This window comes from Chondromyces crocatus (genome assembly GCF_001189295.1).
In the GTDB taxonomy this organism is placed as follows: domain Bacteria; phylum Myxococcota_A; class Polyangia; order Polyangiales; family Polyangiaceae; genus Chondromyces; species Chondromyces crocatus.
In genome coordinates this window covers 1970228-1991035 of record NZ_CP012159.1, presented here as the reverse complement: position 1 = coordinate 1991035, position 20808 = coordinate 1970228, and the positions used below count along the sequence as shown (strand labels likewise).

At 69.7% G+C, this 20808-nt stretch carries 16 protein-coding genes; 12 read left to right on the top strand and 4 right to left on the bottom strand.

Going from position 1 to position 20808, the window contains the following annotated elements; all coding sequences use genetic code 11:
- The first annotated feature begins 256 nt into the window (after positions 1-256).
- From CMC5_RS46395 to CMC5_RS07415, 6 genes are all read left to right on the top strand, one after another.
- Complete coding sequence (locus tag CMC5_RS46395) at positions 257-727, top strand: hypothetical protein (protein WP_050429749.1); 471 nt, start codon at positions 257-259, stop codon at positions 725-727.
- A 211-nt stretch (positions 728-938) separates the two neighbouring features.
- Positions 939-1832: a PAS domain-containing protein gene (locus tag CMC5_RS07435; protein WP_050429748.1), complete on the top strand. Its 894-nt coding sequence runs from the start codon at positions 939-941 to the stop codon at positions 1830-1832.
- A gap of 159 nt (positions 1833-1991) precedes the next feature.
- The gene (locus CMC5_RS46850; RefSeq protein ID WP_245678337.1) at positions 1992-3827 is read left to right on the top strand and encodes a serine/threonine-protein kinase; all 1836 of its coding nucleotides are present in this window, start codon (positions 1992-1994) and stop codon (positions 3825-3827) included.
- 46 nt (positions 3828-3873) lie between these two features.
- Entirely contained in the window at positions 3874-4329 is a 456-nt protein-coding gene (locus tag CMC5_RS07425; protein ID WP_050429746.1) for a hypothetical protein, read from the top strand.
- A 62-nt stretch (positions 4330-4391) separates the two neighbouring features.
- Positions 4392-4655 (top strand): hypothetical protein, encoded by a 264-nt coding sequence (locus CMC5_RS07420; RefSeq protein ID WP_063796234.1) that lies wholly within the window; start codon positions 4392-4394, stop codon positions 4653-4655.
- Between the two features lie 275 nt (positions 4656-4930).
- Positions 4931-5524, top strand: a complete 594-nt coding sequence (locus CMC5_RS07415; RefSeq protein ID WP_050429745.1) for a cupredoxin domain-containing protein — start codon at positions 4931-4933, stop codon at positions 5522-5524.
- A gap of 87 nt (positions 5525-5611) precedes the next feature.
- On the opposite strand, the gene hflX is transcribed toward CMC5_RS07415, so the two are convergent.
- Complete coding sequence (hflX, locus tag CMC5_RS07410; RefSeq protein ID WP_082362309.1) at positions 5612-7510, bottom strand: GTPase HflX; 1899 nt, start codon at positions 7508-7510, stop codon at positions 5612-5614.
- A gap of 131 nt (positions 7511-7641) precedes the next feature.
- Here hflX and CMC5_RS07405 point away from each other — a divergent pair, with 131 nt between their 5' ends.
- The 6 genes from CMC5_RS07405 (at position 7642) to thiL (ending at position 14693) form a co-directional block, all read left to right on the top strand.
- Complete coding sequence (locus tag CMC5_RS07405; protein ID WP_063796233.1) at positions 7642-8718, top strand: homoserine kinase; 1077 nt, start codon at positions 7642-7644, stop codon at positions 8716-8718.
- Complete coding sequence (locus tag CMC5_RS07400) at positions 8719-9612, top strand: M48 family metallopeptidase (RefSeq protein ID WP_050429744.1); 894 nt, start codon at positions 8719-8721, stop codon at positions 9610-9612.
- A 36-nt stretch (positions 9613-9648) separates the two neighbouring features.
- On the top strand, positions 9649-11499 hold the full coding sequence (locus CMC5_RS07395; protein WP_082362308.1) for a dynamin family protein: 1851 nt from the start codon (positions 9649-9651) through the stop codon (positions 11497-11499).
- 79 nt (positions 11500-11578) lie between these two features.
- A complete protein-coding gene (locus tag CMC5_RS07390; protein ID WP_050429743.1) occupies positions 11579-12313 on the top strand; it encodes a GTP-binding protein in 735 nt (244 codons plus the stop codon).
- Positions 12310-13725, top strand: coding sequence for a sensor histidine kinase (locus CMC5_RS07385; protein ID WP_050429742.1), 1416 nt, complete (start codon positions 12310-12312; stop codon positions 13723-13725). Before CMC5_RS07390 ends, CMC5_RS07385 begins: the two co-directional genes overlap by 4 nt.
- Complete coding sequence (gene thiL, locus CMC5_RS07380; RefSeq protein ID WP_050429741.1) at positions 13722-14693, top strand: thiamine-phosphate kinase; 972 nt, start codon at positions 13722-13724, stop codon at positions 14691-14693. Before CMC5_RS07385 ends, thiL begins: the two co-directional genes overlap by 4 nt.
- 21 nt (positions 14694-14714) lie before the next feature.
- On the opposite strand, the gene CMC5_RS07375 is transcribed toward thiL, so the two are convergent.
- The 3 genes from CMC5_RS07375 to sppA form a co-directional block, all read right to left on the bottom strand.
- Positions 14715-15176: a hypothetical protein gene (locus CMC5_RS07375; protein ID WP_050429740.1), complete on the bottom strand. Its 462-nt coding sequence runs from the start codon at positions 15174-15176 to the stop codon at positions 14715-14717.
- Positions 15177-15227: 51 nt separating this feature from the next.
- A complete protein-coding gene (locus tag CMC5_RS07370; protein WP_179955514.1) occupies positions 15228-18581 on the bottom strand; it encodes a vitamin B12-dependent ribonucleotide reductase in 3354 nt (1117 codons plus the stop codon).
- A 347-nt stretch (positions 18582-18928) separates the two neighbouring features.
- Entirely contained in the window at positions 18929-20668 is a 1740-nt protein-coding gene (sppA, locus tag CMC5_RS07365) for a signal peptide peptidase SppA (RefSeq protein WP_050429739.1), read from the bottom strand.
- Positions 20669-20808: the final 140 nt, after the last annotated feature.

Sequence of the window (20808 nt, the reverse complement as noted above, 5' to 3'; positions counted from 1 at the left end):
CGCGTGCTCACGCCGCATGCAACGGTTGTGATGCGAGAGACGACATCGAGCGCACCATGGCGAGGGGAGAAAGCACACTTCAGGGCGTGTTCCTGCGCGTGGGATGCGAGGTTCTCGGGTATGCTCGGAGCCCTGCTCACGGCACGTGATTCCAGTCTGGTGGGTCGCGACGAGGAGCACGACGCCGCATGAGGGTCGGGCCTCCTGGCTGCGCTGGAGAGAGAGACGGCTGGTGCGGCAGAAAGGAAGAGACGAGATGAAGAACGAGAATCGTGGAACTGGGTTCGCAGCGGTGGCGCTGACGGCCATCATGCTCAGCAGCGCGGCGTGTGTGATCGTGGGAAGCGGGAGCGATGGTGACGAGGACCCGACGCCGGGGACCACGACGACGACCACCATCACCACCACGGGCACGACGACCACGACGACGACCACGACCACCACGAACACGTGTACCGATGACGAGACCATGGTCTGCTCGCCCGACGAGGGGTGCGGGCTCTGCGCGCTCACCGGTCCCTGCGCGGCGTTCGTCACGGCGTGCACCAACAACACGTCGTGTGCGTCGCTCAACACCTGCGTCAACGACTGCGAGGACGACGCCTGCATCGATGACTGCTACGACACCTACCCCGAGGGAGAGACCGACTACGACAACCTCTCGGGGTGCGTCGTCTGCGACGTCTGCCCTCTCTCGTGTGACGAGGGCAACCTGTGCGGCAACTGATCCGCGGTCACGCGCGACGTCCCGCACAGGCGCGGTGAGGTCGATCGGCGTCGCGGCGGTCGTGCTCGACGCCGTGTAGGGAGCGCGCGGGGATGTCGTCGACGGCAACCCGCGCGCCGCAGACGCAGCATGGGTGATGCCGTCCACCAAGCCATGGCGGCTCACCGGATTTGCCGCGCCCCCTTGCGCGGGGACCGGTAAGAACAGTTCCATGCCCGCCCTACGTCGGTTTCTCGACCATGCGACCTGGGGGCCCGCCGAGTTCTTGCAGCGGGTCATCGACACCATCCCGGATCCCATCTTCGTCAAGGACCGACAGCACCGCTGGATCGCGGTGAACGAGGCCTACTGCGGGCTGCACGGGCGCGAGGCCGAGGAGCTCCTCGGGCGCAGCGATCCGGACTACCACCCGGCGGAGGAGGCGACGGTCTTCTGGGAGCACGACGATCGGGTGTTCGCCTCGGGTGCGCCGGACGAGAACGAGGAGGTGGTGACGAACGCCGAAGGGGCGCTGAGGACGATCTGGACGCGGAAGTTCCCGCTGCGGGACGAAGCAGGCGAGGTCGCCGGGCTCTGCGGGATCATCACCGACGTGACGAGGATGAAGGAGCGGCTCCAGGAGGCGGAGCGGCTCGAGGCCGATCACCTGAAGCAGCAGGCGACGATCGATGCGCAAGCGACGCTGATCGATCGCATGGCGATGCCGGTCTTGCAGATCTGGGAGGGGATCCTGCTCATGCCGGTGATCGGGGAGATCAGCCACCTGCGCGCAGCGCTGGCGCTGGAGAACCTGATGGAGTCGGTGGCGCGGGATCAGGCGCGGTTCCTGCTCCTCGATCTGACCGGTGTGCCCATCATCGATACGGCGATCGCCCACTACATCGTGAAGGCCGTGAAGGCCGTGGAGCTGCTCGGTTGCGCGTGCGCGCTGGTGGGGATCGGTCCGGAGATCGCGAAGACGCTGGTGCACCTCGAGGTGGATCTCGGTCGCGTCGTCACCCACGGCACGCTGCAGAGCGGGCTCGCGCATGCGCAGGGCCGCCTCGCGCAGCAAGACGCGGGCGCGCGAGGTGCGAAGCGCGGGGCGGTGGGGCTGAAGCGCTGAGGCGGAGATGCGCCTCGGGCGTGTGGTGTGATCGGACGTCGTGGGGGGAGGTTCCGCCCGCGCGAGACGCTGCGCGGGAGGTCCGCCCTGGCCTCATGAGAGGTGCCGGAATCAGCGCGTACGGTGGCGGATGTCGCTGCTTTGCGGTGGCGCTCGCCCTTGCCGACCGCCAGCTTCCTGGCTGCGGAGGGAAGGATCATGCAGGTGGCGGCGGGGGTCGTCGTGGGGGGCAAATACCGCCTGGAGAAGCCTCTTTCTCGGGGTGGTATGGGGGCGGTGTGGCTGGCACGCCACGTCCACCTCGCCTCTCCCGTCGCCGTGAAGTTCATGTACGCGTCGTACGCGACGTCGCCCGCGCTTCTGGCCCGGTTCGAGCGAGAGGCGCGCATCGCCGCCAACCTTCAGAGCCCGCACGTGGTCCATGTGCACGACTACGGGTTCGACGCGGAGATGCCGTACCTGGTGATGGAGCTGCTCCAGGGGGAAGATCTGGGGACGCGGCTGCAGTCGGTCGGGCGGGTGCCGCTGTCGACGGCGGTGCAGCTGCTCACGCAGATCGGCAGGGCGCTGCGGCGCGCCCACGAGGCGGGGCTGGTGCATCGGGATCTGAAGCCTTGCAACATCTTCATCGCCCGCTTCGAGGACGAGGAGATCGTGAAGGTGCTCGACTTCGGGATCGTGAAGGTGCCCGGGAGCAGCATCGCGGGCGAGGCGACGCGGCCCGGGGAACTGCTGGGGTCGCCGCACTACATGAGCCCGGAGCAGGTGCGGGGGGATGCGGACATCGACTACCGGAGCGATCTGTGGTCGCTGTCGGTGATCTTGTTCCGCGCGCTGACGGGGGTGCTGCCGTTCCCCGGTGAGCAGCTCGGGACGGTGATGGCGAAGATCCTGGTGGAAGGGGTCCCGAAGGCGACGGATCTGGCGCCGGATCTGCCGCCGATGATCGATCTGTTCTTCGAGAAGGGGCTCTCGCGCGCTCGGGAGAAGCGGTTCCAGTCGGTGCGGGCGATGCTCGATGATCTGCGGGCGATCGCAGGGCACGGGCCGGTGAGCACGCGCGTGGGTGGGTCGGGAAGCTGGGGGATGGACGACATCACGGTGAGTCCGCCGGAGTCGCCGCGCGGGCTGTGCTTCGACGAGGCGGGGTGGGCAGACCGGTCGGGGTCGGTGGCGGAGCTGCTGCCCGCGAGCGAGCACGCGCCACGGGCCGCGGTGGACTCGCCGACACCAGGGACGCTGGTGGGGGCCGGGCTCGGGGCGTCGCAACGGCCCGCGGCCAGGGGGTTGTCGCCGGTGGTGCTGGGTACGTTCGCGAGCGTGCTGCTGATCTCGCTGGGGGGAGGGATCGCGCTGATGAAGGTGCACGCGCTGGACAGGCCAGGCCAGGCGCCGCCGGGAGAGGTGGCGCGCGGCGCCGGCTCGGAGGGAGGTCACGGCGCGTCGGCAGAGACGACGTTACACGGGGTCCCGCCGGTGGAGCGGCGCTCGGCGCTGGTGAAGGTGGCGGTGCTGGCGGGGGAGGGCGATCGGAAGGAGCCGGGGCGCAGGGAAGCTTCGGGTGAGGCGGGCGCGGCGGGCGTGAAGGCCGGGGACGAGGGGGGCGAGGCGGCCGAGGTCGCGGTAGAGGTCGCGACGGAGGTCGCAGCAGACGGCGTGGCCGACGTCCCCGTGGGGGCTGCGACCGAGACCTCAGGGAACGTCGGCGTGGAGGACACGGCGCGGCGCGGGCCGGAGGCGGGCGCGGAGAGCGCAGAGGTCCGCAGCGAGGGGCACGAGGCGGACGTGGCGGACGCCAGGAGTGCGGGCAAGGGGCTGGACGGGAAGTCGGCCGGGGGAGAGCGGTCGAAGCGGCCCGGGGCGCGGCGCGGGAGCACGGGAGGAGCCGCCGCGCAGCCCGCACCGATGGAACACGCGGCAGGTCCCCGGGACGCGGCCACGCCGGTGGTGCCAGGGAATCCGGCGTGGTTGCTGCCGCACGTGCTGCGTCCCTGAGGCGGTCGCCGTCGAGGCGGCCATCGAGGTGCGGTAACGTCGGGGGGTGCGGCTCTCGAGCATCTTGCGCCACGCCGCGCTCCTCATGGGGTGGGTTGCCATGGGGTGCAACGCGCTCTCGGGCGTGAACGACTTCGAGTTCGTCTCCTCGGGGGAGGTGACGCCCTCCGGCGCGGGCGGGGACGGGGGTCGAGGGGGGTCGGGGGGCCAGGGAGGGGGCGCGCCCTGCGCGGAGCGCTTCGACGACTGCACGGGCTGTGTGGCGTGCGCCGTCGAGGCGTCGTGCGAGGAGGACGCGGCGCGGTGCGAGGACGATGCCGACTGCGCGCAGCTGCTGGAGTGCTCGCTGCTGTGCATGCAGTCGTGCGGCGGGGAGCAGGTCTGCGAGGAGGACTGTCTGCTCGGAGAGACAGGGTGCCGGGAGATCTTCGAGGCGGGCGTGGAGGCCTACGAGCGCGTGGTGGCGTGCTCGCGCACGGCATGCGCAGAGGTCTGCCTCTGAGGCGGCGGTTTGCTGGCGGGATGCGCCGGCTCTCCGGTACAGTCGCCGTGGAAGGTTCTTCGGTGCAGCTCTCGACGATCGGGTTGGTTGCGGTGTGGCTCTCGCCGGCGCTGGTGGTGGGGTGCAACGCCATCTCGGGTGTGAACGACTACGAGTTCGTCGCGACGAGCGGGCCGTCGAGCACCACGACCACGGGCACGCTCGGGGGCCATGGGGGCTCCGGGGGTCAGGGGGGCAGCGGTGGCCTCGGCGGTGAGGGCGGCAGCGGTGAAGGGGGCGAGGGGGGCGACGGGGGAAAGGGCGACGGGGGCAGCGGGGGGAAGTAGGGGCTCGCTCGTCGCTGCGGCAGACGCACGAGCTTGCTCGCGGGCGCAGCCGACGTCGGGGATCGGTCGTCGAGGGAGACGACGAAGGGAATCGTCGGTCGGTGGCGCCGCCGTCTCTGCAGCAGACTGGACCCGTGTTCCTGCTCTCCGGTAGCTTGCGGCCGAACGGCCAGCGTGGTTGTGAGCGCTGGTGTGGGTCGCAAAGCAGCGACGATCTCGCAAAGCGCAGAAGCGCTGCGGGGCCGTGCTGAGATCGAGGACAGGAGAGAACGTCGATGAAGCTTCAGAATCGCTTGGGCTTGCTCGGTGCCGCTGGACTGCTGGTGATGGCCATGGCCAGCGTGGGTTGCTCGGATGACGATGGGTCGAGCAATACCGGCGGCGGCGGCGGCGCGGGTGGCGGGACGACGACGACGACCACCACCACCGACACCAACGCGGGCGGCGCGGGTGGGACCGGCGGTGCCGGCGGTGAAGGCGGCACCAGTGGTGAGGGCGGCGCGGGCGGTGAGGGTGGCGGCGCGAGCGCGGTGAACGGCTGCGCGCCCGAGACGGCAGAGGATCGGACCGGCGAGGCAGCCGTGAGCGTCGCGTTCGGTGGGGGCCTCGGGCAGGTGTACAGCCCGAAGTGCGTGACGGTGTCGGTCGGGACCGTCGTCACCTTCACCGGAAGCTTCCAGAACCATCCGCTGCAGGGCGGCGTGGTGGAGAATGGGTCGGGAGAGCCGGCGACGACGGGCCCGTTCGCGACGGTGACCAACTCGGGGAACTCGAAGGCGGTCACCCTGGACGACGCAGGGACGTACCCCTACTACTGCGTGCCGCACGCGCAGATGGGGATGACGGGCGTCGTGTACGTGGTGCCCTGAAAAAGGCACGTGATCAGGCCCCAGGGGGGGATGGGGCCTGGGTGGGGGAGTGAGCGCGGAGGGCTGGCTCGGGCCAGCGGCGCTCGGTCAGATGCGAAGGACGGTGCGGCGAGGGCGGGCGCCGAGTTCGGCGAGCGTGGTGAGCGAGGTGCCTTCTTCGGTCGCCTCGGACCAGGGTGCGTCACCGTCGCCATCGCCGTGGAGCACGGGGTCCTCGTGCGGCGCCTGGTCCCCATCGCCGCTCGCTCCGTGATCGCCGTCGTCGGCCAGCTCGTCGTCGGCGGCAGCCACGTACGTGGGCACGAGGGCGGCCTCTTCCCAGCGGCTCTTCAGGTGCTCGGCGATGCGCAAGAGAAGGGGATGCGCGGTCTCTCGCTGGGTGGCGGAGAGGAGGACGGCCCCTGGAGATCCTTGCTGTAGCCAGCGGGCTTCTTCGCGGTCGACGCGGTCGACCTTGTTGAAGACCAGGATGCGGGGGAGCTTGATGAGGTCGAGTTCCGTGAGGAGGGCCTCGGTGGTCTCGATGTGCTGGTCGCGGGCCGGATCGCTGGCGTCGACGACGTGGAGGAGAAGGTCGGCGTCGGCGGCTTCCTCGAAGGTGGCGCGGAAGGCGGCGAAGAGGTCGGGGGGCAGCTCGCGGATGAAGCCCACGGTGTCGGTGAGGACGACCTCGCGCTCCTCGGGGAAGCGGAGGCGCCGTGAGCGCGGGTCGAGGGTGGCGAAGAGCTTGTCTTCGGCGAGGACCTCGGCGCCGGTGAGGGTGTTGAGCAGGGTGCTCTTGCCAGCGTTGGTATAGCCGACGATGGACACGACGGGGACGCGCTGACGGGTGCGGCGGCGCCGGCGCTGCTCGCGCTGGCGAGAGAGGCGCTTGAGCTGGTCTTCGAGGAAGGAGACGCGCTCCTTGGCGCGACGGCGTCCGATCTCGAGCTTGGTCTCGCCAGGGCCGCGCCCGCCGATGCCGCCGGTGAGGCGGGAGAGGGAGTCGTCCTTCTGCGCGAGGCGCGGGAGGGCATACTTGAGCTGGGCCAGCTCGACCTGGAGCTTGCCGTCCCGGGACTCGGCGCGCTGGGCGAAGATGTCGAGGATGAGCTGGGTCCGGTCGATGACCTTGAGGTCGGTGTGCTTGGCGATGGCCGAGGCCTGCGAGGGGGTGAGGTTGCGGTCGAAGACCAGGGTCTCGACGTCGAGCTCGGCGGCGCGGAGGAGGACCTCGTCGAGCTTGCCCTTGCCCATGACGTGGCGTGCGTCGATGCGCTCGCGGAGCTGAAGGACGTTGTCGGCGACCTCGACGCCGGCGGTGGCGGCGAGTTCGGCGAGTTCGCGGAGGCTTTCTTCGGCTCGGGCGAGGGCGCCGTGCTTGGTCTTCTCGGAGACGTGGACGAGGAGGGCGCGGCCGTCCTTGCCGGTGACGGAGCGGGTGCGGCTGTGCTTGTTGAACTCGTCTTCGAGGGCCTGCATGAGGCCGCCGAAGTCGACGTCGACGCGGCCGATGAGAACGGGGCCGACCGCGGTGTACGGGAGGTGCTCGGCGGGGGCGTCGTCGTCCGGGGCCGTCTCGCGGGCGGGGGTGTTGTAGGCGTAGTGCAGGGTGCGCGGCTCGCCGCCCGGGTTGAGCTGGATGGCCGCGACGAGGTCGAGGCGCAGGCGCACGAGGTCGACGAAGTCGTCGCGGGTGAGCGGCTCGTTCCAGAGGTGGGTGTGGACGAGGCGGAGCGCGCGGAAGCGGCCCTGGGCGGCGCGGAGGCGGCCGATGTCGGGCAGCATGAGGCGCGTGGCGTCGCCGACGATGACGTAGTCGATCTCGCCCGAGCGATGGACGAGGGCGCCGACCTGGCGGCCCGTCTCGTGGGAGGCCTCCGCGAGCGCCCTGATGAGCTCGGGGGTGGCGATGACGTGGAGCGGGACCTTGCGTCGGTAGATGCGCTCCAGGAGCTTGGTGGCGTTGGGGCTGAGACCTGTGGTGTTTCCGTAAAGGGTAGGCATTCGGTGGAGTTCAGCGCTGCCGGAGGGCGGGGTCGGGGGCGCCGTGGGTGGCGCTCGCGGTCCCCGGACCGTGCCCGCAAATGATAAGCACGCCGAGCCCGCTGGCGAGCCCCTTCGGGTACGCTGGGCCGATGGCGATGCTGACGCCCTTGTCGGGCGATGAGGCGCGGGCGCTGGGGGCGCTCTACGGGCTGTCCGTGGTGGGGGTGGAGGGCCTGCTGGCCGGGAGCGTGAACTCGAACTTCAGGCTGGCGCTGGAGGGCGGGGGCGCCGCGTTTCTGAGGATCTACGAGGAGCAGGATGTCGCGGGGGCGGCGCGGGACGTGGCGCTGATCGAGGCGATGGCGGCAGGCGGGGTGCCGACGCCATGCCCGTTTCGTCGGTGTGATGGGCAAGGCACGGGCGGTGCGCCCGACGCGCCCGGCGAGGCGCTGGCGATGCACGCGGGGAAGCCGGTGGCGGTGATGCCGTGGGTGGCGGGGGAGGTCCTCTGTCAGGCGCGGGTGACCACCGAGGTGACCCGGAAGGTGGGCGTGGCGCTGGCGCGCGTGCATGTGGCGGGGGCGAGGGGGGCCGAGGGGGTGTCGGAGAGCCGGTTCGGCCTGGAGGCGCTCGCCCAGCGGCTGGAGGGGGTGCGTGGCGCTGGCGCGGAGGCGCTCACCCCGGCGGTGCGGGCGGATGCGGAGGCGCTGACGGCGCTCGTGACGTCGCTGGCGTCGGAGGCCGAGGCCCTGGGGGGAAAGGCGGGGGTGGTGATCCACGGCGATCTGTTCCGGGACAATGTGCTCTGGCAGGGCGGCGAGATCGCCGGGGTGCTCGACTTCGAGAGCGCGTCACGGGGGCACGCGGCGTTCGACCTGGCGGTGACGGCGCTGGCCTGGTGCTTCGGGGATGCTCTGGACGAGTCGCTCGTCCAGGCTCTGGGAGAGGGGTATGCGTCGGTGCGGACGCTCGGGGAGGAGGAGCGGGGGCGGTTGTTGCATGAGGCCCGGGTGGCGGCGGTGCGGTTCGCGGTCACTCGGCTCACGGACTACGAGCTGCGCCCGGCAGGTCGTCAGTACCGGGACTACCGGCGGTTCCTCGCGCGCCTCGCTGCGGTGGAACGCCTCGGGCCGGAAGGTCTGACCCGGCTACTCGCGCCAGCAGGGCGGGCGGTACACGAGGCCCCCGAGGTTGCACCGCTGCCTGGCACCCATTACCTTCGCTGAATGGCACAGGTCGGGACGCTCGATTTCAAGGCCTTTGTCGAGGGGCGCACCGAGCTCTCCGCCGCCATGGGCGAAGGGGGGGCGACGGCCTACGCCTACGCCTACGATATGAAGACGCGGGCGGCGATCGCGAAGGCGAAGCCCGTGGAGCACGCGGTCACCGCGGCGGTGCGGCTCTTGCGGTCGACGGGGAAGGCGCCGCTTCTGGGCCACAGCATCAAGGTGGGTCCGAACCAGTTCCCGCGGATGCACCGGCTGGCGCAGCAGTGCGCGGACACGCTGGGGATCTCGACGCCCACCCTGTACATCGTGAACAACCCGTACATGAACGCGTCGACGTACGGGACCAACGACGATTCGTTCATCATGGTCCACTCGGCGCTCGTGGATCAGTTCTCGGACGACGAGCTGCTCTACGTGCTCGGGCACGAGTGCGGGCACATCCACAACAGCCACGTGGTGTACCTGACGGCGATGTACCTGCTGACGCAGATGGCGTCGTCGTTCGCAAAGTGGCTCGTGGAGCCGGCGCTCCTGGCGCTGTCGAGCTGGTCGCGGAGCGCGGAGATCACCTGCGATCGGGCCGGGCTCCTGTGCGCGAAGAACCTGGACGTGGCGACGCGGAGCTTCACGCGGCTGGCGCTGGGCTCGATCAAGCTGCACGACGAGCTGAACGTGGAAGCGTTCGTGTCGCAATACGAGGAGGCGCAGGCGAGCGTGGGCCGCTACGCAGAGCTGCGGGAAAGCCACCCGTGGCTGCCGAAGCGGGTGCTGGCGCTCCGTGCGTTCGCCGAGAGCGAGCTGTACCGCAGGCACGCCGGGATCGGCGGCGGCGGCATCGCGATGCAGGAAGTCGACACCAAGGTGCACGAGATCATCAAGATCTGGGACTGATCGCTCACGCTCAGGGCCACCCGGCGAGGAACCCCCATGCTCGAATCCTTCCACAGCCGCAGGGCTGACGTCATCGGCGCACTCCGTGATCTCGTGGGCTTCGGCGAGGCCATCGGCGCGCGCAGCCTGGCCGAGCGGATCCGCTCGGAGCTGGTGCAGAAGCTCGAAGAGGATCGCTTCCACCTGGTGGTGGTGGGCGAGTTCAACCACGGTAAGAGCACGTTCGTGAATGCGCTGCTGGGCAAGCCGGTGCTGCCCTCGGGCGTGACGCCGACCACGGCGGTGATCCACCACCTGGAGTACGCCCCCGAGGCGCGGGCCGAGGTGGTCTACACCTCAGGCAAGCGAGCGCCGGTGCCCTTCGAGGAGGTGCGGTCGTTCACGGTGGGCGGGGAGAAGGCCGCGCACGGAGGCGGGCACGAAGGCGCGCACGGGGCGGCGGGTGAGGGCCACGAGGAGGTGAAGCACCTCGAGGTGTACTACCCGGCCGATCTGCTCAAGGAGCGGGTCGTCCTGGTGGACACGCCAGGGGTGAACGACCTGTCGCTGCAGCGCGCAGACATCACCTACAGCTACATCCCGCGCTCGGACGCGGTGCTGTTCCTGCTCGACGCGGGGCAGCCGCTCAAGGAGAGCGAGCGGGTCTTCTTGCAGGAGAAGCTGCTCGGGCAGTCGCGCGACAAGATCATCTTCGTGGTGACGAAGCGCGACATCTGGGACGAGGACGAAGAGGCCGAGGCGCTCTCGTACATCCGGGGGGAGCTCGCGCGGCTGGTGAAGGTGCCGGTGGTGTTCCCGGTGTCGGCAGAGCGGTCGCTGGAGGGGAAGGTCGAGCTGAGCGGAATGCCCGAGCTGCTCGGGCACCTGACGACGTTCCTCGCGGAGGAGCGGGGCCGGATCCTGCTCGACAACGCGCTGGGCGAGGGGCTCGGTGGGGCGCAGCTCCTCCGGAAGGGCCTGGATGCGCGGCGGCGCGCCGTGCAGATGACCCAGGAAGAGCTGAGCCGCCGCATCGACCTGCTGGAGAAGGACCTGGCGGGCCAGACGCGGACGATCGAGGAGCGGAGGAGCGGCATCCGGGAGGAAGTCGCGGCCATCCGGGCGTGGGTGAAGCGCGATCTGGAGCGCTTCGTGGACGATGTGGGGCGGCAACTGCCGAAGATCATCGACGAGGCGAAAGCGGACGAGGTGAAGGTCCACCTGGGGGCGTTCCTGGAGAAGACGCTGACGGAGTGGGCGCAGTCCGAGACCAAGGAGATCGCCGACGCGCTGGAAGCGCTCGCCGAGAAGACCATCGCGCTGGTGCGCGAGGACGCGCGCGACGTGGCCAGGCGGCTGGGCGACACGCTGGGCATGGACCTCCGGGCGCCCAACGTGGAGGTGGACACGTTCCGCTACGACGTCGGGGTGTTCGCGCTGCTCACCATCGGCGTGGGGGTGATGTTCACGAACGCGCTGCTCGGTGGATTGCTCACGCTCGCGGCGCCGGTGCTGGCGATCTACGTGCGGGACAAGGTCGAGGCGGAGACCCGCAAGAAGGCGAAGGAGCTGGCCCCCGAGGCACTCAAGGAGGCAGCGACCCGGATCGGGCCGAAGCTCGACGAGATGATCCAGGAGTTCGCGTCACGGCTGGATGCCTGGGTGGTCACGGCAGGCGAGGAACTCCACCGGGAGGTCATCGAGGTCCTGAAGTCGGCCCGTGACGACCGCTCGAAGGCGCAGCCGGGCAACGAGCAGGCGCTGGTCGACTGCGACAAGCAGGCCGAGGCCCTGGGAGGGGTGCTGAGCCGCCTGGAGTCGCTCCGGAGCAGCCTCTGGACGCCGGCGGCCGCAGCGCCGCCCCCGGAAGTGCCGACGCCGGCGGTGCCTGGCCTGCTCGGGGAGTGAGCCCTGGCGCCCATCGATTCACGCCTGGCCCGCAGAAGCCGTCTGGCTTCGGGGCCCCGCACCGTGAGATGATGCGGACGTGGAGCTCGATTTCACGGCCCGCGAGGTGCAGATCAAGCTCGTCTATTACGGCCCTGCGCTCAGTGGTAAGACGACGAACCTCGAAGCGCTGCACAGCGCCGCGGGCGCCGACGCCCGCGGCAGGCTGATGACGCTGAACACGCAGGATGATCGAACGCTGTTTTTCGATCTCCTGCCACTGACCTTCCGGTCCAAGGACGGCGACGTCTCGCTGCGCATCAAGCTGTTCACGGTCCCCGGGCAGCCCATGCACGCGGCGACCCGACGGCTGGTGTTGAAGAAGGCGGACGGGGTGGCGCTCATCGCGGACTCGCGCATCGCGGCCACCCAGAGCAACGCCGACTCGTTCTTCGATCTCCGCGAGAACCTGGAGGAGAACGGGCAGGACCTGTCCGAGATGGCGCTGGTCATCCAGTTCAACAAGCGTGACCTGCCAGAGCACGAGATCCGCAGCGACGACGAGCTGGAAAAGCTCGCCGCGCGTGGCCGAGAGCCGGTCTACAAGGCGATCGCCACCCGCGGCATCGGGACTGTAGAGACGTTCATGGGTCTGCTTCACCTCACGTGGGAGAAGCTCGACAACAAGAATCAGCTCTCGAAACGGATGTCGATCTCGGGCGATGATCTGCTCGCGAGCGCGGCACGACAGCTCGGGGTGACCGGCCCGGTGGCCGACATCCTGGCGAAGCGCATGGGCGGTAACTTCGATCGGAGCGCACGGATTGTCCGATGAGGCGCGACAGCGACGGCGGGGCTGACGAGGGTGCGGAGGATGCGCCCTCGGGGCCCGCGGAGGCCTCGGTGACGCAGAGCGCAGGCACGGAAGCAGCACCTGAAAGCGAAGAGGCGGCGATCACCCTTCCCCCCCCGGCGGCAGCGCCCGACGTGGGTTGGATCGGCATTGGTCCGCTGGCCCTCGCCGATCTGGTGGACCAGGAGGCGCTGGGAGAACTCGTCACCTCCTTCCACAAGGTCTTCGGGGTCCCGCTGCGCATCCTGGCGGCGAACGGCGCTGTGCTCGCCAAATCGACTGGCAGCGCGCCCGGGGAGCCGGGTGGCGCGCAGTACCGGACGCAGCCCATCGAGTACGACCAGCGGGTCATCGGGCAGATCGTCCTGGGCCCCTACCTCCCGATCGACTCGACCTCGTCCGCGCCACTACCGCGGATGACCGAGCTGCAGCTCGACCACGCGGCGGAGCACCTCCGCGCGGTGCTCGACTCGATTCTGTTCAGCGGGCACCGGGCGCTGCTCACCTCCACGATGCACGTGGCCTCCATCCGCGAGAGCTACCGAGAGCTCACCGAGAAGAACGCCGAACTCAGGGCGGCCTACGAGCGCTTGCAGGAGCTGGATCGGTTGAAGTCGAGCTTCCTGGCAACGGTCTCGCACGAGCTGCGGACACCGCTCACCTCGATCATGGGGTACAGCGAGATGCTGGCCGAGGGGATCGGCGGGCCCCTCAACGTCGAGCAGCGCGAGTTCGTGCAGACGATCCGGACGAAGAGCGATCAGCTCCTCGGCCTGATCATGAGCTTGCTCGACCTGTCGAAGCTCGAGAGCGGCACCCTCGCCATCCGGCGAGCCGACGTGACGATCCACGAGGTGCTCTCGGAGGCGGCCTCCACGATCGCGCCGACCGCCGGCAAGAAGGGCGTCGAACTGCGGGTGACGTGCGAACCCGATCTGCCTGCCATCCTGGGAGATGGCGATCGGCTGCGGCAGGTGTTCATCAACCTGCTCGAGAACGCGGTGAAGTTCACCGAGCCGGGTGGCCGTGTCACCTTGAACGCCCGCGGGCTGGTCGAAGATCCGGACGAGCTGCCGGGCCTGATCCTGGTCGCCCCCCTGCGCAGCGAGATCGAGATCCGCGTCGCCGACACCGGCATCGGCATCCCCGAGAGCCAGCGGATGAAGGTGTTCGATCCCTTCTACCAGATCGATCAGAGCTCGACGCGGGAGCACGGCGGGACCGGGCTCGGCCTGTCGATCGTGAAGCGGCTCATCGAGGCCCACCGCGGCTCGATCCGCATCGAAGAGAACCACCCGCGCGGAGCGGTCTTCGTGGTCACCTTGCCCACCGCCGGCAGCGGAGTCTCCCCCGCGAGCAGCATCCAGATCCCCACCGCGCGCATCCTCCAGTGAGCCGTCACGCGCCGACGCCGGGCTCCGAGTTCGCGCGCATCGAGATCATCCAGCGTCTTCTCGGCGAGGGCGTGGCCTCGTCGGAGCAGGTGCTCCTCGGCATCGGAGACGACGCGGCCGCGCTCGCGCCGGTCGACGAGCCGCTCGTGTGGACCATCGACAGCGCCGTCGAAGGCATCCACTTTCGCCGCGACCTGATGACGCTGGAGGACGCCGGCTACCGCGCGACGATGGCCGCAGCGAGCGACCTGGCCGCCATGGGGGCCCGACCTCTCGGCTTGCTCGCCGCCCTGATTCTCCCCCGCGAGGTGAGTGACGCGGATGTGGAGGCCCTGGTCCGAGGCCAGCGCGCCGCCTGTGACGAGGTGGGGGCGCCGCTCATCGGCGGCAACCTGGCGCGAGGAATGGAGCTGTCGATCACCACCACCGCGCTCGGAGCCGCGGCATCCCCCCTGCGGCGTGACGGGGCGCGCGCGGGCGATGAGCTCGCCATCGCCGGGCCCGTGGGGCTCTCGGCGGCCGGACTGCGCCTCTTGCTCCAGCAGAACCCGGCCCACGAGGAAGCGATCCTCGCCTTTCGTCGACCCCGCGCGCGCATCGCCGCTGGGCTCACCGCGCGTGGCGTGGCGCGGGCGGCCATCGACGTGTCCGACGGTCTCGCTTCCGACCTCGGCCACCTCACCCGGGCCAGCAGGATCGGCGCGGAGGTACAGGCCTCGGCGCTGCTCACGCCAGCACTGCAAGAGGCGGCGGCGCTGCTCGACGCCGATCCGCTCGAACTCGCCCTGCAAGGTGGCGAGGACTATGCGCTGCTGGTCGCAGGGCCAGGTGTGGGAGCGCTGCCCGGCTTCACCCGCATCGGTCGGTGTGTCGCAGGAGAGCCGGGCGTCGTGCTCGTGGATGCCGAGGGACGATCGACGAAGATCGTCGAGCGCGGCTTCGATCACTTCGCGCCCGACCCCTCCTGACGGCCCCTACCGAGCCGCTCGCTACTTGCACTCGGCCGGCGCCGCGACGGGGCCGAGCGTCCCTTTGATGGTCACCATCGCCGACGAGCGGGTCACCTCGCCGCTCTTCACGCGGGTGTTGAGCCCGTTGCAGAGCTTCGCTGCCGTGTTCGCCTTTGTTTTCACGTCGGCGGGGCGGCCCGAGCTTCCGATCGCCCGCAGCGCGGCGCAGCACCCCTCGATGGACGCGCCTCCCGTCCGCACTGGCGTCGCAGGCGCCGTGGCCGTCTCGGCCGGGGGCGGCACCGCGAGCGCGTCTGCGGTGGCCGCCGTGTCGGCCGCGACGTTCGCCGTGGCCTCAGGGGCCGGATCCGCCGCAACGGGCGCGGCCGACCCGCCGGCGCTCAGAGGGATGGTCTGGGGCTCGGGCTCGTCCTTCTTGCAGGCGCTGAGCAGGACGAGGCCGCCGAGAAGCAGACAGAGAGGCTGGACGCGGGGGAGCATGGGCCGACTTTTACTCGGCTTCGCCCCCCGCGACCAGACCGACGCGGCGGTTCAGCTGCAGCCCATGCTATTGCCGCAATTCAGGCATTTGTAGCAGGCGCCATTGCGGACCGTGATGTGGCCGCAGCCATCGCAGACCGGGGCGTCGCCCATCATGTCTTCGAGCTGCGCATCGAGCGCGCTCGCGCTCCGCTCCACGTGCGGCACCGGCACTTCTGCCGTGTAGGCCGGCGTCTGGCTCTCCTGCGCGCGGGACTCGGAAGGATCCTGGATCGCGTTGGAGGCCGGCTGCACCTGCGCCAGATCGTAGCGCCCCAGGTACTCCACCCCGAGCGTCCGGAAGATGTAGTCCACGATGGAGGTCGAGAGCCGGATGTACTCGTGCCCCTCGACGATGCCCTGCGGCTCGAACCGCGTGAAGGTGTACTGCTCGACGAACGTCTCCAGGGGCACGCCGTACTGGAGACCGATCGACACCGCCATCGCGAAGCAGTTCATCAGCGACCGGAAGGCGGCACCTTCCTTGTGCAGGTCGATGAAGATCTCGCCGAGCGACCCGTCCACGTACTCGCCGGTGCGGATGTAGATCTTGTGCCCACCGACCCGCGCCTCCTGGGTGAACCCACGGCGCTTCTTGGGCAGCCGCAGCCGGCTGCGATCCGCCTCGCGCGCCGAGCGCGGGGAGACCACCACGGCCGCCGGAGAGCTCGCGACGGGCATCGCGGCCTCGGCCTTGTCCGCCTTCTTGCTGTCGCTCGTCGACGACAGCGGCTGCGACGCCTTGCACCCATCACGGTAGAGCGCCACCGCCTTGAGCCCGAGCCGCCACCCCTCCTCGTAGATGCGCTGCACGTCCTCCACGGTCGCATCGTTGGGCAGGTTCACCGTCTTGGAGATCGCGCCGGAGAGGAACGGCTGCACCGCAGCCATCATCTTCACGTGCGACATGGGCGCGAGGAACCGCTTGCCCTTCTTCCCGCAACGGTTCGCGCAGTCGAACACCGCGTAGTGCTCGTCGCGCAGGTGAGGCGCGCCCTCGATGGTCATCCGACCGACGATGGTCTCGTTGGCCTCCTCGATCTGCGCCCGCGTGAAGCCCAGGTACTCGAGGAGCGAGAACCCGAAGCGCGCCCGCTGATCCCGGGTCACCCCGAGTCGGTCGTACGTCTCCTCGCCGAGGATCCAGGGCCCGAAGGCGAGATCGAGGTCGAACACGCCCGGGATCGTCGCCTCGACCTTGGCGAGGTCCTCCGTGGTCAGGCCGAGCTCCTTCAAGGACGCACGGTTGACGTGCGGCGCGGCGAGCAAGGTGTTCGTGCCGGAGACGTAGGCCACGATCTCCTGCACCTCGAGCTCTGCGTAGCCGAGGCGACGCAGCGCCTCCGGCACGGACTGGTTCACGATCTTGAAGTAGCCCCCACCGGCCAGCTTCTTGAACTTCACCAGTGAGAAGTCCGGCTCGACGCCCGTGGTGTCGCAGTCCATCAGCAGCCCGATGGTCCCCGTCGGCGCGAGCACGGTCGACTGCGCGTTGCGGTAGCCGTGCTCCTGCCCCAGCTTCAGCGCCTCGTCCCAGTCGGCGCAGGCCGCGCGCCACAGCGCCTCCGGGCAGCGGTCGCGATCGATCGCGTATGCCGCCTCGCGGTGCATCCCCATCACCCGCAGCATCGGTTCCCGGTTGCGCGAGAACCCTGCGAACGGCCCCTTCGTCGCCGCCATCTCCGCGGACACCTTGTAGGCGTGGCCGCACATGATCGACGTCAGCGACGCCGCCACCGCACGCCCTTCGTCCGAATCGTAGGGCAGCCCGAGCAGCATGAGCAGCGTGCCCAGGTTCGCGTAGCCGAGCCCGAGGGGGCGGTAGTCGTGCGAGTTCTTCGCGATCGGCTTCGTCGGGTACGACGAGTAGTCGACCAGGATCTCCTGCGCCACGAAGAACACCCGCACCGCGTGCCGGTAGCCCTCGACGTCGAACGTCCCGTCCTCGCCCAGGAACTTCGTGAGGTTCAGGCTGGAGAGGTTGCAGGCCGAGTCGTCGAGAAACATGTACTCCGAGCACGGGTTCGAAGCGTTGATGCGCCCCGTGTTCGGGCAGGTGTGCCACTTGTTGATCGTCGTGTCGTACTGCACGCCAGGATCTGCGCAGCCCCACGCCGCCTCGGCGATCATGTGCCACAGCTCCTTGCCGTTCAGCGAATCGATCACCTCGCCCGTGGTGCGCGAGCGCGTCTCCCAGATGCCGCCCGTCGTCGCGGCGCGCATGAAGTCGTCGGTGACGCGCAGCGAGTTGTTCGAGTTCTGCCCGCTGATGGTGTGGTACGCGTCGCCGTTGAAGTCGGACGAATAGCCCGCGGCGATGAGCGCGTGGGCCTTCTTCTCCTCCCGCACCTTCCAGTTGATGAAGTCGACGATCTCCGGGTGGTCCATGTCGAGGCAGACCATTTTCGCCGCCCGCCGCGTCGTGCCGCCGCTCTTCGTCGCGCCGGCCGCACGGTCGAACACCTCGAGGAAACTCATCAGCCCGGAGCTCGTCCCGCCGCCCGACAGCTTCTCCTGCTTGCCGCGGATCGAGCTGAAGTTCGTCCCCGTCCCCGAGCCGTACTTGAAGAGGCGCGCCTCGCTCTTCACCAGCTCGTAGATGCTCATCAGGTCGTCCTGCACGGCCTGGATGAAGCAAGCCGAGCACTGCGGCCGCTCGTAAGCGTTCTGCGTCTCGACGATCTCGTCGGGCGCCCCCGCCTTCGCGTCGAGGTTCGCGGCATAATTCCCGCCGCTGCCCGTGATCTCGTAGCGCTGGAACAGACCGCAGTTGAACCACACCGGCGAGTTGAACGCGCCGTACTGGTTCACCAGCAGGTACGACAGCTCGGCCTCGAAGGCGTCTGCCTCGCGCGTGCTCGAAAAGTAGCCACCGAAACGCTCACCCGCTTCACGGATGGTCTTCGCGAGCCGGTGCACGACCTGCCGGACGCTCGTCTCTCCGAGGTCCTTGTTCCCGTGCAGGCCCGCCTTCCGGAAGTACTTGCTGACGACGATGTCGGTCGCCAGCTGCGACCAATCGCTGGGGATCTCGGCGCCTTCCATCTTGAAGACCACCGAGCCATCCGGGTTGTTGATCACGCTCGACCGACGCTCCCACGTCACCTCGTCGAGCGGGTCCGTCCCCTTCGTCGTGTAGCGCCGCTCGAAGCTCAGGCCGCGCGTCCGAGTCACCCCCTTCTTCACCTTCACCTTCACCGCGGAGCTCCCGGTCACCGGACGCCGTCCGGTCCCGTTCCGGGCGCTCGAGGATGTCACAGGGCCCCCCCCTGTACCGTTCCCCAATGTCGACCTCGATGCGCGGGCTGCCTTGCCATTCAGTCCCTCGACCTTGCCCGCTTCGCCCACAATCTCCGACTGGCCCATTCAATGCCTCCATGCAAGCCACCACACCAGGCGGTAGCTCCAGGACAAACGCAATGCGCCCACGTCGCCGCAGCACTTACTGATTAAGTGAGTAGTACCGCGACTCGATCGTGGGCGCCAGTTCTCTGCCCGTCACTCTGGCTGCGCGTCGCAACCAGGAGCGCATAAGACACAATCCCTGGTGTCCTTGTCAATCAGGATGGCCATTAGGGGTAGTTATGCCCTCTTTCAGCATTCAATCCACAGCAACTCCGCGCTGAACGGCTGCGCCTCCCCAGGCTGTGCCCTGATTCCACACAGGATCCTCTTATCCAGTCCCTCTGGACGCTTCTGGAGATGGTTGGGGCTCAATGCTCCTCGCCGGGGTACCAGGTCAGCGCCCGCTCCCCGCCGGATTGCGACGCGATCGACAGCAGCTCGGATGCACCGCGCAAACCGAGGGCCGACAGCACCGCCGGGACCGGGGTGGGCACCTGAGGGAGCTGGGGCGGCGGCGGCACGTACCGGCTGACCCGCACGATCACCGGCTCCAGGCGCGCGGCGGGGGGACCGATGCGATCGCGCAGCGCGCGCAAGGCCACGTCGAAACCGCCGAGCTTGTCCACCAGCCCGCGCGCATGCGCCTCCACCCCGCTGTAGACGCGCCCGCCCGCGAGCGGCTCGATCTCCGCCACCGTCTTGCGGCGCCCCCGCGCAACCACCTCCAGGAAGGTCTGGTAGATGGACTCCATCTCGCGCGCCAGCACCGCGCGCTCCTCGTCGTCGAGCTTGCGCGAGGCGGTGAGCATGTCCGCGCGCGCGCCACGCTTCATCACGTCGATCGACACGCCCAGCCGCGCGAGCAAGGGGCCGAGCGCGATGCGCGCCGACACCACGCCGATCGAGCCGGTCACCGACTGCGGCTGCGCGACGATCACCTGCGCGCCCGCCGCGATGTAGTAGCCGCCGCTCGCCGCCACGTTCGACATGTACGCCACCACCGGCTTCACCTCCGCGAGGCGCGTCACCTCGTGGTGGATCCGGTCGGAGGCGAGCGCGCTGCCCCCGGGCGAGTCGATGTGCAGCACCACGCCGCGGATGCGCGGGTTCTGCCGCGCCGCCCGCAAGCTCGCCACGAGCCGCTCCTCGCTCGCGAGCGGGATCGACACCCCGGGCACGAGCCCCGGCCGCACGGGCGACGCCACCTCGGTGAGCGGCGCGCGGTGGACGATGGCGCCGTGCACCTCGATCACCCCGAGCACCGGACGTGGCAGCAGCGGCCGGAAGCGCAGCGCGCGCCTCGCCCGTTCGTAGCGCGCGGCCGGCACCCGCGGCGGCGCCCCCAGCACCCGCTCCAGCTCATCCTCGTAAGCCACTGCGTCCACGATGCCCAGCCCCACCGCTTGCGCAGCACCGTGCGGCCCCTCGTCGATCCAGCGCGCCGCCGTCGCCCGATCCACCTTCCGCCCCTCGGCGATCGCGGAGACCAGATCGCTGTAGCGCGCATCCAGCAGCGCCCCCGACTGCTCCCGCTGCGCGTCGCTCATCTCGTCCCGCACCAGCATCTCGCCCGCGCTCTTGTACTCACCGCGCGCGATCACCTCGGGCTCCACCCCGAGCTGCTCCAGCGCCCGCCGCAGGTAGACGCCCTCGGCCGCGTAGCCGAGCGCCGCCACCTGCGTCCCTGGCCCGAGGATCACCATCCGCGCCGACGCGGCCAGGAGGAGCGCCTGGTTGTCGGCCCCCCTCGGCAGGTAAGCCACCACATCCTTGCCCGCTGCGCGGAGCTGCCGGAGCACGTCACGCAGCGAAGCGAGCGCCGCAGCCCCGCAGTGCACCGCGTGGATCTCGAGCAGCAGCCCGCTCACGCGAGCATCCTTCTCCATGAGCTGGCACAGCTCGCGGACCCGCTCCACCGACAGCGGCGGTGGTGACGAGCGCATCAACCGCAGCGGAGACCAGGCTCGCTTCGGGGGCGGGAGGTCGACGAGCGCCCGATCGATCTCCAGGACGACGTAACCGCCCTGCGGCGCCGCGCGCCACCAGCGCAGGAGGTTGAAGGGCAACAGGAGGAGGCGGAGGAGGTTGAGAAGAAGCGACAGAATCATTGCGAACGTGCCCCCAAGTGCCGCGGGGCGAGTACACTGCGGCGGCGACCCCAACCCCCCTTGAAGCGAGCATTGTGCCTGGGCCAGGGCACCTCGCAACCCGACCGTGCAATCCGAGCCCCCTCCTCAACCCCCGCTGG